Origin of the sequence: Nocardia sp. No.11, assembly GCF_038752175.1 — a bacterium.
In the GTDB taxonomy this organism is placed as follows: domain Bacteria; phylum Actinomycetota; class Actinomycetes; order Mycobacteriales; family Mycobacteriaceae; genus Nocardia; species Nocardia canadensis.
Map to the genome: position 1 here is coordinate 1 of NZ_JBCGFB010000144.1, position 14,351 is coordinate 14,351.

At 70.7% G+C, this 14,351-nt stretch carries 7 protein-coding genes and 2 pseudogenes; 3 read left to right on the forward strand and 6 right to left on the reverse strand.

Annotated elements, in window-relative coordinates; translation table 11 throughout:
* The 4 genes and pseudogenes from V8688_RS27935 to V8688_RS27950 form a co-directional block, all read right to left on the reverse strand.
* Nucleotides 1–1,125, reverse strand: a pseudogene (locus V8688_RS27935) (endonuclease); the annotation flags it as partial.
* Nucleotides 1,126–1,129: 4 nt separating this feature from the next.
* Nucleotides 1,130–2,512 carry a TIGR02678 family protein gene (locus V8688_RS27940; protein WP_342802045.1) on the reverse strand — a complete coding sequence of 461 codons (1,383 nt, stop codon included), beginning with the start codon at nt 2,510–2,512 and terminating at the stop codon, nt 1,130–1,132.
* Nucleotides 2,509–4,126, reverse strand: a pseudogene (locus V8688_RS27945) (TIGR02677 family protein). Before V8688_RS27945 ends, V8688_RS27940 begins: the two are co-directional and overlap by 4 nt.
* A 140-nt stretch (nt 4,127–4,266) precedes the next feature.
* A complete protein-coding gene (locus V8688_RS27950) occupies nt 4,267–5,406 on the reverse strand; it encodes an XRE family transcriptional regulator (protein ID WP_316575184.1) in 1,140 nt (379 codons plus the stop codon).
* A 336-nt stretch (nt 5,407–5,742) separates the two neighbouring features.
* On the opposite strand from V8688_RS27950, the gene V8688_RS27955 reads away from it, so the two are divergent.
* Nucleotides 5,743–6,048 carry a hypothetical protein gene (locus tag V8688_RS27955; RefSeq protein WP_218719699.1) on the forward strand — a complete coding sequence of 102 codons (306 nt, stop codon included), beginning with the start codon at nt 5,743–5,745 and terminating at the stop codon, nt 6,046–6,048.
* On the opposite strand, the gene V8688_RS27960 is transcribed toward V8688_RS27955, so the two are convergent.
* Nucleotides 5,950–8,493, reverse strand: coding sequence for an AMP-binding protein (locus tag V8688_RS27960; protein ID WP_218719698.1), 2,544 nt, complete (start codon nt 8,491–8,493; stop codon nt 5,950–5,952). The two genes, V8688_RS27955 and V8688_RS27960, sit on opposite strands and share 99 nt — an antisense overlap.
* Nucleotides 8,494–8,565: 72 nt before the next feature.
* Nucleotides 8,566–9,450 (reverse strand): PAC2 family protein, encoded by an 885-nt coding sequence (locus V8688_RS27965; RefSeq protein WP_218719697.1) that lies wholly within the window; start codon nt 9,448–9,450, stop codon nt 8,566–8,568.
* Between the two features lie 138 nt (nt 9,451–9,588).
* Between V8688_RS27965 and metH the strand changes: the two genes are divergently transcribed.
* The gene (gene metH, locus V8688_RS27970; RefSeq protein WP_342802046.1) at nt 9,589–13,185 is read left to right on the forward strand and encodes a methionine synthase; all 3,597 of its coding nucleotides are present in this window, start codon (nt 9,589–9,591) and stop codon (nt 13,183–13,185) included.
* A 220-nt stretch (nt 13,186–13,405) separates the two neighbouring features.
* Nucleotides 13,406–14,351: serine/threonine-protein kinase (locus V8688_RS27975; RefSeq protein WP_342802047.1), on the forward strand; the 946-nt coding region annotated here is incomplete at its 3' end.

A 14,351-nucleotide genomic window follows, 5' to 3' on the forward strand; every position in this document is an offset into this window, starting at 1 on the left:
GGCGCGCTCGGCTTCCTCGGCGCGGCGCTGCAGGGTCCGGCCCGCCTCGGCGGCCTTGTCGCGGTGCACGGCGGCGGAGGTCTCGAGCCTGCGGACAGCGTCGGCGAGGTCGTCGAGCTGCTGTTTGCCCTCGTAGGCGCTCGAGCGCTGCAGGTTCTCGCGGTCGGCGATGGCCTGTTCGTAGGCGCGGTCGGCCTCCTCGGCCCTGGCCTCGGCGGCGGTGCGGTCGGCCTCGCGCCGGGTGCGCAGGGCAGTGGCCGCGAACAGGGCGGTCGAGGCGTTGGTGACCGCGTCGAGGCGGGCACGCACCTGGTCGACATCGGTCTTGGCCTGCACGGCGAGGTATTTGCGGTACACGTCGACGAAGCGGCGCGTCGCGGTGTCGGCTTGGACGAGCCCGTCCAGGGTGCGCCCGACCTCCTCCATATCGCTGAAGGACCGGGCCGCGTCCAGGATCAGCTGCTCGTCGAGCGGGCGCAGGCCGTCGGTGAGTGCCTGCGACAGGCCGCGGGGGTCGAGGTTCTTGGCCAGCTGCGGTCGGCGCAGCGTGAGGATCAGATTGATCAGCTGGTCGTAGCGCTGCACCCCGAGCCCGAACATGCGGGCGTCGATGGCGGCCCGGTACTCCACCGGCCGGTCGACGATGGCGTCACTGCCGATCTGCTCGGCGAGTTGCCTGCGGGTCAGCGGCCGGTCGTCGGGGCCGATCAGGGAGAAGTCGACGCCCGCGCGCCCGTCGGCGACGAAATACCAGCGGGTGACCTTGTCCGAGGACCGGGTGGCGCGCATGCCGATGCCGACCGTGACGACCTCCGGGTCCTCCCAGCTGCCGCGCGCGAACTCCATCCAGACATACGAGTAGGCCGATTCCTGCTTGCGATAGAGCAGATTCGACTTCATGGTGCGCTCTTCGCCGGCGAACGGATTGAGCCTGCGCGGCTCGATCCGTCCGTCGAGCACGAACGGGAACAGCACCTCCAGGGCCTTGGTCTTGCCCGATCCGTTCGGACCGCGCAGCACGAGCCTGCCGTCGGCGAAACAGAACTCCTGGTCGCGGTAGTCCCAGAGGTTGACGATGCCCGCGCGGGTCGGGACGAAACGCACTCCGCCGTGAATGAGCGACATCTGCTCAGTTCCCTCCCGTTCCGGTGCTGCTGCCGTCGGTGTCGGCGGCGGTGACGAACAATTCCTCGGCCTGGCGGACCCGCACGGTGACCACCGCGCCCCGATACCTGGCCAGCGCGGGCAGGACCAGCAGCCCGCCCTCGACCGGCCGGACCAGCCGAAGCTTGGTGAGCAGCGCGACGACCTCGGCGGTGAGCCCGCCGACATCGGCCTGCCACTGCGCGGCGAAGGTGGCGCCGTAGCGGTCGGTCAGCGCGGTGACCGTGCCGCGCACCCAGGCGTCGTCGAGGAACGGATAGGTGGGCGGCTCGGTGTCGGCGAGTTCGTCGTCGACGGAATCCGCGGGCGGGTCCGGTGTTTCGGGATCCTCGGCGAGCGGGGCGAACACGCCCGCCGCGGGGATGGCCGCGTCGAGCTGGTCGAGCAGCGCGTCCTCGGTGGTCGGCGCGGGATGGCGCGCGACCGGGTCGTCGATGTCGAGGACGACGTCGGCGATCTCGGCGATGAGCAGCAGCGCCACCTGCGCGAGCGTGCCGGTGCCGGGGAAGCGGGTGTCGGAGAGCCTGCCCGAGGTGTCGATGAGCGCGACCCCTTCGGCGCGCCGCTCGGCGCGCAGGCCGGTGCAGTACTCGACCTCGTCGACCACGCGGTCCTGGCCGAGCAGGGCGCGCTCGGCGGGGGAGAGGTCTTCGAGGTATACGACCGGACGTTCCACCAGCGCGCGGCGCACCCGGCGGGCCTGTTCGGCGGGCGCGTGCTCGGTGTCCTCGGCCAGCAGACCCCGCACGCTGTGCAGATGCTGCAGCGCGCGCGGCGGCCGGAACAGCGCGAACACCACCGGCCGGTCGATGTCGTAGAGGGCCTCGCCCGCCTCCGGGTCGCTGGCCCAGCCGCCCGCGTCACCGTCGGCCAGGGTGAGCGCGCCCCTGGCGCCAAGCCAGCCGACCGCGTCGACGAACGCGTCCCGATCGGCGGCCCGCTCGGTGGACAGCTCGAGGCCGTCGATCCGGCTCGCGTAATCGGCCACGTGTTCGGCCAATTCCGACAGCGTGATCTGGTCGCCCGCGCGGCCGAGCGCGGCCAGGGCCAAGGAGAGATAGGCGTAGCGGCGGCGGTCGAAGACGCGGTCGTTGACGCTGCGCGCGGGCAGGGTGTCGTCGAGCCGGTCGTGCACCGGATACAGCCGAGCCGTGGTCTCGGTGACCTCGAGGCGGTAGCCGAACAGTTCGGCGAGGTCCTCGCGCAGTTCGGTGGCCCAGCGCCGGATCAGCGGTAGCGCGATCCGGTCGGGATAGACCCGGGTGACCAGGTGGTTGGCGAGCATGACGCGGGCGGCGCGCTGGTAGCTGTCCAGGGCGAGGGCGTCGATGCGGCGGTGCGGTCTCATCGTGGCGTCCCCCGTCGCGTGGTCGCGGTGACCTCGAGGCGGCGGTTGTTCAGGTGCAGCAGGCCCGCCGCGGTGCGGATGACGGTCGACCCGTCGCACGGCCGCACCGTCAGTGTCACGCCGTTGTCGGAACCCGTTGTGCCGTCGACCTTTCCGCTGACCGGCACCCACGCTGTCGACGCGGCGTCGAGCAGGCGCAGCAACACCTCGGTCTCGCGCTGGTCCAGGACCCGTTCGTGCACGGCGCCGGTGGCCAGGGAGGCCGCGGCCGCGGCCCGCTCGCGCTGGGCCGCCAGCTGGGCCTCGCGCAACCTGCGGATGCCCGCGTCGTTGCGCGCGATCCGGGCCGGCGCGCCCGCGGTCGGCGCGCGACCGGTCTCGGCGAGGGTCCGTGAGATCTCCAACGGCGGTGCCTCCCANGCGCAACCTGCGGATGCCCGCGTCGTTGCGCGCGATCCGGGCCGGCGCGCCCGCGGTCGGCGCGCGACCGGTCTCGGCGAGGGTCCGTGAGATCTCCAACGGCGGTGCCTCCCACCAGGACCGGCCCGGCGGGATCACCTCGGCGTCGGGATGCTCGAGCGCCAGGTGCCGGGGCCTGCCCAGGCCGAACACCGCGTCGTAGAGCGCGTGCGCGCTGCCCGTGGTGGGGGTGTCGACGAACCAGGCGGCCAGATGCCGCAGCGCCGATTCCCGGCTGACCCCGCCGCGGCGGGTCTCGGTGACCCGGCGCAGCAGCGACAGCACCGCGGCGATCGCGCTCATCGTCGCCTCGCGCAGCCGGTCGGCCTCACACGACTCGTTCGCCTCGCCGCCGCCCGCCGCCACGAACCAGGTGCGCAGGCCGTCCCAGCGCGAGCGCCAGTCGGCCTCGCGTTCGGCCGGGCTCAGCAGCACCCGCTCGTCGCAGCTCGCCGCGCGGCCGATCAGCTGCTCGACGCCGGTGGCCTCCACCTCGCCGATCGCGGCCGCCAGCCGGGGGGCGAACCGGGCCAGGTCCATGCTGAACTCGCGCATGTGCGCCAGCAGCGCGTCCTTGTGCGCGAGAAAGGATTCCGGGGTGATCTCGGTCGTGCGCACCAGATCGCCCAGCGACAGGTAGAAGTGCGCCGCGCGCGCGGCCATGTCGGTGAGCGCGGCGTCGAGCCTGCGCAGCGTGGTGTAGACCCGCTCGGCGTCGCCGTCGCGATTGGCCGCGGCCAGGGTACGCAGGTCGGTGAGCAGTTCGGGCAGCACCAGGCGTGACAGCGACGCGTCGTCCATCCGGGCCGTCAGCACGCCGGCCACCGCCCGGTACGCCTGGAAACCCGCCTGCGCGAACTGGTAGACGTAGTGCCGGTTGCGGTACTCGGCCAGAGTGGCCGCGCGGGTGCCGTCGTAGCTGCGCTCCAGCACGCCCCAGCGGTGCAGCTGCTCGAGCAGCGGACCGATCTCGACCGCGGGCAGCGGCACGCCCGCGGGCCCGGCCTGCCCGCCGGTCTCGGCTCTGGCGATCCACTCGGCGACGTCGTCGGCGTGCAGCAGCACCACGTAGGCGGCGCGGGCACTGTCGAAGGCGCGCAGCACCCGCAGGTAGTCGGCGCGCTTCTCCGCGGTCGCGAACGAGAACAACCGCAGCCGCTCGTCCCACAGGGCGGGTACGGCGCTGGGCAGGCCGTCGGCGAGGTCGGTCACCGTAGACAGATTAGTGGTGGCCGCCGCGCGCCCCGGGGGACCCGCCCCGGATCGGCGTGCCCCCGCCGTCTGGTAAGCCCCGCTCACCCGACGTTGAGCGAGCGCAGCTGCTCGAGGAACGACTGGGTGCGCGGATCTCCCGGATAGCGTTCGATGATCTCCCTGGCCGCCTCGCCGGCGATCCAGGCCAGCGACGGCAGCGAGCGGCGACCCGCCGTGAACGCCGCGACGCCCTCCTCGACCGCGCGCTCGAGATCGCGGTCGCGCACGGCGACCACGGCCAGCGTCAGCCGGGCCTCCGAGACCCGCATCGGGTTGCGGACCGAACCGTCGGGCCTGGTCGAATCGCTGATCACCTGCTGGGCGTAGCGCTCGGCCAGCCGGTCCTGGCCCGCGACCCGGCAGCAGTCCATCGCGTAGAAGTCGAACTTGGTCGCGTCGACGACGAAGTGGTTGTGCAGATCGGCCGGATGACCCATCCGCGACAGGATCGCCCTGCCCTCGTCGAGCGCGGTCTGCACCGCCCGGCGATCACCGAGGCGGGCCCAGCCCTTGGCCCGTTGGGCGGCCAGCTGCACCCCGACACCCATCGAGGCGGTGCCCGGCATGGCCTTCTCCGAGACGTCGATCGCGCCCCGGAAATTGCCCTGGGTGAGCGCGAACCAGGCCGACATCTCGGCGGCCCACGCCGAGATCTCGACGTTGCCCGCCTCGCGGCCCAGCGAATCCGCGGCCCGCCGGGTGGCCTCGGCGCCGGCCCGGTGTCCGAGGTCGTAATCGACGCAACCGACCAGCAACGCCACCCAGCCCGCCAGCACGAGGATCTCCCGATGCTGGCTCAGGGTGAGCCTGCCGTCGAGCAGCGAGGTGATCCGGCGCAGCCACGCGGTGCCCTCGGCGTGCAGCTCGTGCGGGTCGGCGTAGGCGTACTCGCAGCACAGCCGTTCGGCGGTGATCCGCACCGCGTCCAGGGTGGCGCTGTTGACGTCGGACATCCGGAGTCTGCCGATGAACTCGAGCGTGTCCATACCGGTCGCCGATAACAGCTCGTCATCGCGGTTGGGCCGGGACTTGGGGAAGAACGCGGCGGGGACGGTGTCGAACGCGGCCGCGATGATCGGCGCGTAGAACTCGTCGGGGCGCGATTCCCCGGACTCCCAGCGCCGCCAGTTGCGCAGCAGGGTACTGTCCGTCGGCAGGTTGTGGGAGGACTTGGCACGCATCGCGCGGACGGCATCGGCTTGCGACCATCCCCTCGCGTCACGTTCCGAACGCATCCGAACAGCCCAGACGGGTCGATCATCAGTTGCGGTCACGGCGGTAGTATCCCACCAGTTAACGTTCGGCGTCCCGAATAGGGCATGTAGATGTCATCGGCTTGACATCTGCTGCGCGGGGCCGCGAATACGCATGCTGTAAGTAGGTGCTCGTCGCCGACCCCGGCGGACACCCGCTTTGCAGGAGAGCTTGCAGGGCAACGCAGTACCCCCGCGCGGCGCACGGCGTGGCGCGGGGGGATCCGACAACAGAACAGCGATCCCAATCCAACGGAGGTTCGGGTGGAAGCGTTGATCTATGGATACTTGCGGGACGACCTGGCCGAAGGCCGGAGCGACCAATTGGAGGATGCGCTACGCAGCCTCGCGCGCACCGCGGGGATGTGCTTCGCCGCGACGTTCCATGAATCGACCGCGGGTGACGGTGCGGCGTTCGCCGAACTCACTCAGGAATTGAAGCGGGCCGACGCCCACCACGTGGTGGTGCCGTCACTCGATCACCTTGCCGGCCAGACGATCCCGCGTGACCTGCTGATCGCGAAGCTGGCGCACGAGGCGGCCGCCCAGGTACTGACCCTGGAGCGCTAGCCGTGGCCAGTTCCGCCGGCACAGAACCACCATCCTGGTAGCGGCCGCACCGGCCGCGAGCGAGGCGAACAACGCCAGCAGTCGATGGTCGCCGAACGCCGGGTACACCTGCCAGTGCAGCAGGTACGCGAACAACGAGCTGTCGGCCACCGCCACCGCCACCACGGCGAGGACGGCGGGCACGCGCAGCGCGGGCAGCCAGACCAGCAGCAGGATGCCCGCCATCACCAGGCGTTCCCGATCGGTGACGCCGAAATACCCCGGCACACTTGCCAGCAGCACGGCGCTGACGATCAGCCGCTGCCAGACTGCCGTCGCCTTCGCTCCGGCCCAGCCGAGAACGAAGTACCAACAGGCCAGCGGTGACAACGGGATATCGCGCTCGGGATAGAGCCCGAACGCATGCCAGCGCACCACCAGGGCGAGCCCGAGCAGAGCCAGGGCGAACCAGAACGGCCCCCGCCGCTCCCAGCGGTCCAGCCACGGGATCCGCAGCAGCAGCGCGGCGACGACCGTGCAGTAGACCAGCACCTCCAGGAACCACAGATGCCCCGCCGTGTCGTTGCGCGGGCCGAGGATCTTGTTGAGCAGCACCACATTCTGCCAGCTGTAATAGCCGGGCTGCAACACCATCGTGATCAACACCCACAGCGCCGTCGGCACCGCGATCATCGCCACCGACCGCGCGGTCTGCCGGAGACGCTGGGCCGGGGGAGCCGCACTCACCGCGAACCGCGCGAAGTTGTATCCGGCCACCGCCAGCAGCACGTGCGCCGCACCCCAGATCTCGAACAGCTGGATGTGCGAGCCGAGCACGAGCACGATGCCGATGGCGCGCAGCGCCGTCGCGGTGTCCAGGGCTCGCCCGACACCGCCCCGGCCGCGCGGTGCTCGCTCCAACCGGTCGATCGAGAGCTGCGGCCAGTCGGCGGGCAGCTTGCCGATGACCCGTTCCAGCCGGGCCGCGGTGGTGACGTAACTGAGCGAATCACCGCCCAGCTCCACGAAGCTGTGTGCACGCGAGATCTTCTCGACCGGCAGGGCCAGCGCGTCGGCGTAGATGGCGCGCACATCGGCGCCGGTCTCGGGCTCGGCGGGCGCCTGCGCGCGGATCGCCGGGTAGTCGATCTTGCCGGTGGCCAGCCGGGGCAGCTCGTCGACGATCGTCACGGTCACCGCCGCCGCGGGCAGACCCGACGCCCGCGCGATCAGCGCGGCGGGATCACCCCGGCCCGTCCCGGTCACCGCGGCGATCAGCCGGGCGCCGTCGTCGGTGCAGGCCGCGCCGAAACCGGCGGCGGCGAGCTCGGATTCGATCCGGCCCAGATCGATGCGCAGCCCGAACAGCTTCGCGAAGCGGCTGCGCCTGCCGATCACCTGGTACAGGCCGTCGGCGGTGCGCCGGGCGAGGTCACCGGTGCGCAGCGCCGCGACGGTGCGGCCCAGCGCGAGATCGGCGGGGCGGGTCGCGTAGCCGAGCATCACGTTGGCACCGTGGTACACCAGTTCCTCGGCGGCGCCGTCGTCGACCGGTTCGAGCGTGAAATGTCCACCGGGTACGGGTATCCCGATGCAGTCCGGGTGCTCGGTCGCGAGTTCCGGTGGCAGATACGCCATCCGGGCCGTCGCCTCGGTCTGGCCGTACATCACGAAGAATCGCCAGCCCGCCGCCGCGCCGAGCCGCGCGTAGGCCCGCACCCGCGCGGGCTCGAGCCGGCCACCCGCCTGCGTCACGTACCGCAGATCGGGCAGTGACATCTCGGCGAAGCCGACCCGGTCCAGCAGGTCCACGGTGTAGGGGACCGCGGCGAACGACGTCGCCCGGTGCGCGCGGAACTCGTCCCAGAACTCGGGATCGCTCACCGACCGGTCGGTGAGCAGCAGGCTCGCCCCGCGCAGCAGATGGCTGTGCACCACCGACAGGCCGTAGCAGTAGAACAGTGGCAGCGTGGTCGCCGCGCGATCGTGCGGCCCGATCTCGAGATAGCGGGCGATCGAGTCGGCGTTGGCGAGCAGGTTCGCGGCCGAGAGCCGGACCAGCTTCGGCGAGCCGGTCGAGCCGGACGTGCTCAACAACAGGGCGAGCTCCGGGTGCAGCTCGTGCGCCGGGTCCGCGCGCTCGGCGACGATCCGCCCGCCTTCGACGACGACGTCGGGATCGTAGGTTGCGGCGAGTTCACCGGAGAGCTCGCCGGTCAGCAGCACCACGCAGCCCGCGTCGAGCGCGCCCAGGTAGGCGACGAGGGAGTCGATGTCGTTGGCCGCGGTCAGCGCGACGAGTCGGCGCGCCGGGCCCAGCCGTGCCGAGAACTCCGCGACGCGGTCGGCGAGCTGGGCATAGGTGACGCGGCACAGGGTGTCGGCGGGCACGGTCGGGTGCCGGTGCAGCACCGCGATCCGGTCGTCGAATCCCCGGAGATGAGCGACGATCGGGTGGTTCGGCACGCGAAAAAGTCTAGGGGGCGTGCCGTCGATATCCGGGAGGTGGTCGCGTGGCGAATTCCCGGTGAACGCGGGTCAGAGCCCGAAACTGCCCGGACCGCGCCTGCGCAGGTACTTCTCGAACTCCGCGGCGATGGCGTCACCGTCGATCTTGGCCATCGTCTCGTTGAGATCGAGCGCCGCGTCGCCACGCTCCTCGAGCGAGCGCACGTACTCGTTGATCTCCTCGTCGCCGACGGTCATCTCGTTGACCGCGGCCTCCCACTCCTCGGCCTGTGTGGGCAGCTCACCGAGCGGAACCTCGATGTCGAGGACGTCCTCGACCCGGTGCAGCAGCGCGATGGTGGCCTTCGGGTTCGGCGGCTGCGACACGTAGTGCGGCACCGCCGCCCAGAACGACACCGCAGGCACCCCGGCCTTGACACACATGTCCTGCAGCACCCCGGTGATCCCGGTCGGGCCCTCGTAGCGGGTCTGCTCCAGGGCGAACCGCTCGGCGGCCTCGGGGCTGTAGGCCGAGCCGGTCACCGGCACCGGACGTGTGTGCGGCGTGTCGGCGAGCAACGCGCCGAGGATGACGACTGTCTCCACACCGAGTTGCTCGATGAACTCGAGCAGGTCGTTGCAGAAGCTGCGCCAGCGCATGTTGGGTTCGATCCCGCGCAGCAGGACGACATCGCGATCGCTCCCGGGGGGCGAGCACACCGACAACATGGTCGAGGGCCACTGGATCTCCCTGGTCACCCCGTCCACCTGGCGCACCGTCGGGCGGTTCACCTGGTAGTCGTAGTAGTCCTCGGAATCGAGTTCGGCGAGCGGCTCGGCGTCCCAGATCAACTCCAGATGTTCGACCGCGCCACTGGCGGCGTCACCGGCGTCGTTCCAGCCCTCGAAGGCCGCGACCAGCACGGGATTGCGCAACGTCGGCAGTTCCGTCTCGGGGGTTTCACTGGCATCCACCCGGTCAGCCTAGTGTCTTCGGCGAATTGTTTTGCGGTGACCGGCGCTGTTGCGTGTTTCCCGTGCGGGCTGTGTCCGGCGCCACTCGAATCACCCGCAGTGGTCTTATGCGTCGGGGCCGCCCATTAGTCTTGAATCATGTCTGCGTCCTTGCCCACCGGGTTCGATACCACGCTCCTCGATACGCTCCGACGGCGTGTCGTCATCGGCGACGGTGCGATGGGCACGATGTTGCAGGCCGCGGATCTGTCGCTCGACGATTTCCGTGGCCTCGAAGGATGCAACGAGATCCTCAACGACACCCGCCCCGACGTGCTGCGCGCGATCCACCGCGCGTACTTCGAAGCCGGCGCGGATGCGGTGGAGACCAACACCTTCGGCTGCAACCTGCCCAACCTGGCCGACTACGACATCGCCGACCGGATCCGCGATCTGTCCGAGCGCGGCACCCGGCTGGCCCGTGAGGTCGCCGACGAGATGGGCCCGTCCGCCGACGGCACCCCGCGCTATGTGCTGGGCTCGATGGGACCGGGCACCAAGCTGCCGACGCTGGGGCACGCGCCGTTCGTCTCGCTGCGCGACGCCTACACCGAGGCCGCCCTGGGCATGCTCGACGGTGGCGCCGACGCCATCCTCATCGAGACCTGCCAGGACCTGCTGCAGGTCAAGGCCGCGATCACCGGCAGCAGGCGGGCCATGGCGGCCGCGGGCCGCCGGATCCCGATCATCACCCACGTCACCGTGGAGACCACCGGCACCATGCTGGTCGGTAGCGAGATCGGCGCCGCGCTGACCGCGCTCGAACCGCTCGGCATCGACATGATCGGCCTGAACTGCGCGACCGGCCCCGACGAGATGAGCGAGCACCTGCGCCACCTGTCGCGACACGCGCAGATTCCCGTCTCGGTGATGCCGAACGCGGGTCTGCCGGTGCTCGGCGCGAACGGCGCGGAGTACCCGCTGACCCCGGAGGAGCTGGCGGTCGCGATGAGCGGCTTCGTCTCCGAGTTCGGGCTCTCGCTGGTGGGTGGCTGCTGTGGCACCACCCCCGAGCACATCCGCCAGGTCGCCGAGGCGGTGCGCGCGGTCGAGACCACGCTGCCGCCGATCGAGGCGCGCCGCACGCCCGCCCACGAGCCTGCCGTGTCGAGCATGTACACCGCGGTCCCGTTCGAGCAGGACGCCTCGATCCTGATGATCGGTGAGCGCACGAATGCCAACGGCTCCAAGGCCTTCCGGGACGCGATGCTGGCCGAGGACTGGCAGCGCTGCCTCGAGATCGCCAAGGACCAGACCCGCGACGGCGCGCACATGCTCGACCTGTGCGTCGACTACGTCGGCCGCGACGGCACCAAGGACATGAACGAGCTCGCTTCGCGCCTGGCCACGTCCTCGACCCTGCCGATCATGCTCGACTCCACCGAACCGCCGGTGCTGCAGGCCGGTCTCGAGCACCTGGGTGGCCGCTGCGCGGTGAACTCGGTGAACTACGAGGACGGCGCCGGCCCGGATTCGCGCTTCCAGCAGATCATGCGGCTGGTCTCCGAGCACGGTGCCGCCGTGGTCGCGCTGACCATCGACGAGGAGGGCCAGGCCCGCACCGCCGAGACCAAGGTGGCGATCGCCGAGCGGTTGATCTCCGACATCACGACCAACTGGGGTCTGCTGGAGTCCGACATCATCGTCGACACCCTGACCTTCACCCTCGGCACCGGCCAGGAGGAGTCGCGCAAGGACGGCCTCGAGACCATCGAGGCGATCCGCGAGCTCAAGCGCAGGCACCCGCAGGTGCAGACCACCCTCGGCCTGTCCAATATCTCCTTCGGCCTGAACCCGGCCGCCCGCCAGGTGCTGAACTCGGTGTTCATGCACGAATGTGTCGAAGCCGGACTGGATTCGGCGATCGTGCACGCCTCCAAGATCCTGCCGATGAGCCGGATCCCGGAGGAGCAGCGCCAGACCGCCCTGGATCTGATCTACGACCGCCGCGGCGAGGACTACGACCCGCTGCAGAAGCTGATGGCGCTGTTCGAGGGTGTCTCGACCGCGTCGTCGAAGGCCTCCCGGGCCGAGGAACTGGCCGCGCTGCCGCTGTTCGACCGGCTCGAGCGGCGCATCGTCGACGGCGAGCGCAACGGTCTCGACGTCGACCTCGACGAGGCGATGCAGACCGTGCCGCCGCTGCAGATCATCAACGAGACCCTGCTCTCGGGCATGAAGACCGTCGGCGAGCTGTTCGGCTCCGGCCAGATGCAGCTGCCGTTCGTGCTCCAGTCGGCCGAGGTGATGAAGACCGCGGTGGCGCACCTGGAACCGCACATGGAGGCCACCGACGACTCCGGCAAGGGCCGGATCGTGCTCGCCACCGTGAAGGGCGACGTGCACGACATCGGCAAGAACCTGGTCGACATCATCCTGTCCAACAACGGCTACGAGGTGGTCAACCTCGGCATCAAGCAGCCGATCGCCACCATCCTCGACGCCGCGCAGGACAAGAAGGCCGACGTGATCGGCATGTCCGGGCTGCTGGTGAAGTCGACCGTGGTGATGAAGGAGAACCTCGAGGAACTCAACGCCAAGGGTGTCGCCGAACAGTTCCCGGTGCTGCTCGGCGGCGCCGCGCTGACTCGCGCCTACGTGGAGAACGACCTCACCGCCGTCTACGAGGGCGACGTGCACTACGCCCGCGACGCGTTCGAGGGCCTGCGCCTGATGGACGAGATCATGACCGTCAAGCGCGGTGGTGGCCTCGATCCCGACAGCCCCGAGGCGATCGCCGCCAAGGAGAAGGCCGCCGAGCGCAAGGCCCGCCACGAGCGGTCCAAGCGGATCGCCGCCGAGCGCAAGGCCGCCGAGGTGCCGATCGAGGTGCCCGAGCGCTCCGACGTGGCCGCCGATCTGCCCGTGCCGACCCCGCCGTTCTGGGGCACCCGCGTGGTGAAGGGGCTGCCGCTGCAGGAGTATTCGGGCCTGCTCGACGAGCGGGCGCTGTTCCTGGGGCAGTGGGGTCTGCGCGGTCAGCGCAGCGGTGACGGTCCGTCCTACGAGGAGCTGGTGGAGAGCGAGGGCCGCCCGCGGCTGCGGGCCTGGCTCGACCGCCTCGCGACCGAGGGCGTGCTGCAGCACGCCGCGGTGGTCTACGGCTACTTCCCGGCGGTGTCGGAGGGCGACGACGTCATCGTGCTCACCGAGCCCGACGCCGACGCGCCCGAGCGGTACCGGTTCACCTTCCCGCGCCAGCAGCGCGACCGGTTCCTGTGCATCGCCGACTTCATCCGCTCGCGGGAGCGGGCGCGCGAGACCGGCCAGGTCGACGTGCTGCCGTTCCAGCTGGTCACCATGGGCCAGCCGATCGCCGACTTCGCCAACGCGCTGTTCGCGGCCGACAACTACCGCGACTACCTCGAGGTGCACGGAATCGGCGTGCAGCTCACCGAGGCGCTGGCCGAGTACTGGCATCGCCGGGTGCGCGAGGAACTGACGCTGGAGGGCCAGTCGGTCGCCGACGACGATCCCGCCGACATCCAGGACTACTTCAAGCTCGGCTACCGCGGTGCGCGGTACTCCTTCGGCTACGGCGCCTGCCCGGAGCTCGAGGACCGGGCCAAGCTGGTCGATCTGCTCGACGCGGGCCGGGTCGGGGTGACGCTGTCGGAGGAACTGCAACTGCACCCGGAACAGTCGACCGACGCGTTCGTGCTGCTGCATCCGGAGGCGAAATACTTCAACGCCTGAGACACTGGCAGGCGACGGCAGATCGGACCGGTCCCCGCGGGGCCGGTCCGATGCTGTTGTGCCGGTTGTGAGTCTGATCACGAAGCGGCCGGGAGTCCATGGACCGGGGCCCGCGAGGACGAGGGCAAAGCAGTTCAGCACGTAGGATTTTCGGAAGTTTCATCCCGCTGTGGCGCGGAGGGCTGGACGACTCGGCGGTATTGCAGGAGGGGCACACGTTATGACATCGGATCGGTTGATCGCGGGGCGTTATCGACTCACCGACCCGATCGGCACCGGCGCGATGGGAGTCGTGTGGCGCGCCACCGATGTCCGGCTGCGTCGCACCGTCGCGGTGAAGCAACTGCTGCTCGCGCCGGGGCTCACCGGTTCGCAAGCGCTGGAAGCGAAGCTGCGCGCCATGCGCGAGGGTCGCATCGCCGCCCGCCTGCACCATCCGAACGCCATCACCGTCTTCGACGTCGCCGAGGAAGACGGCCAGCCGTGGCTGGTCATGGAGTACATGAACGCGCCCAGCCTCGCGGCGAAGCTGGCGGGCGGGGCGACGCTGCCGCCGCTCGAGGTGGCCGGGATCGGCGCCCAGGCCGCCGCCGCGCTGTCGGCGGCGCACGACGCCGGGATCATGCACCGCGATGTGAAGCCGGCCAACCTGCTCGTCGGCGACGACGGCACCGTCAAGCTCACCGACTTCGGGATCTCGCACGCCACCGGCGATGTCACCGTCACCGCCACGGGTTTCCTGGCGGGCACGCCCGCCTATCTGGCGCCCGAGATCGCCCGCGGCGACGACCCGAAACCCGCCGCCGACGTCTTCGCGCTGGGCTCGACCCTCTACGCCGCCGTCGAGGGCGCCCCGCCGTTCGGCGAGGGTGACAACCCGCTGGCGGTACTGCACGCCGTCGCCAGGGGAGTGGTGCCGGAACCGAAGCAGGCGGGTGCGCTCGGGCCGGTGCTGATGTGGTTGCTGACCGCCTCGGCCGAGCAGCGCCCGACCATGGCCCAGGCGCGCAAGGCGCTCGAAGACGTGGCGGCGGGCCGGGTTCCGGCCCTGCCCGCCACGGCGACGAAGGTGCTCCCGCTGAGTGAGGCGGCCACGACGCTGTTGCCGCAGCCGAGCGCGCCCACCGGCGGCGTGGCGGCGAAGTCCGGCGCGGCGGCGCTGCTGG

Bases quoted from the DNA above. Each gene is read 5' to 3' on its own strand.
- V8688_RS27940 (WP_342802045.1), bottom strand. From the start codon at position 2,512: ATGAGACCGCACCGCCGCATCGACGCCCTCGCCCTGGACAGCTACCAG.
- V8688_RS27950 (WP_316575184.1), bottom strand. From the start codon at position 5,406: ATGCGTGCCAAGTCCTCCCACAACCTGCCGACGGACAGTACCCTGCTG.
- metH (WP_342802046.1), top strand. From the start codon at position 9,589: ATGTCTGCGTCCTTGCCCACCGGGTTCGATACCACGCTCCTCGATACG.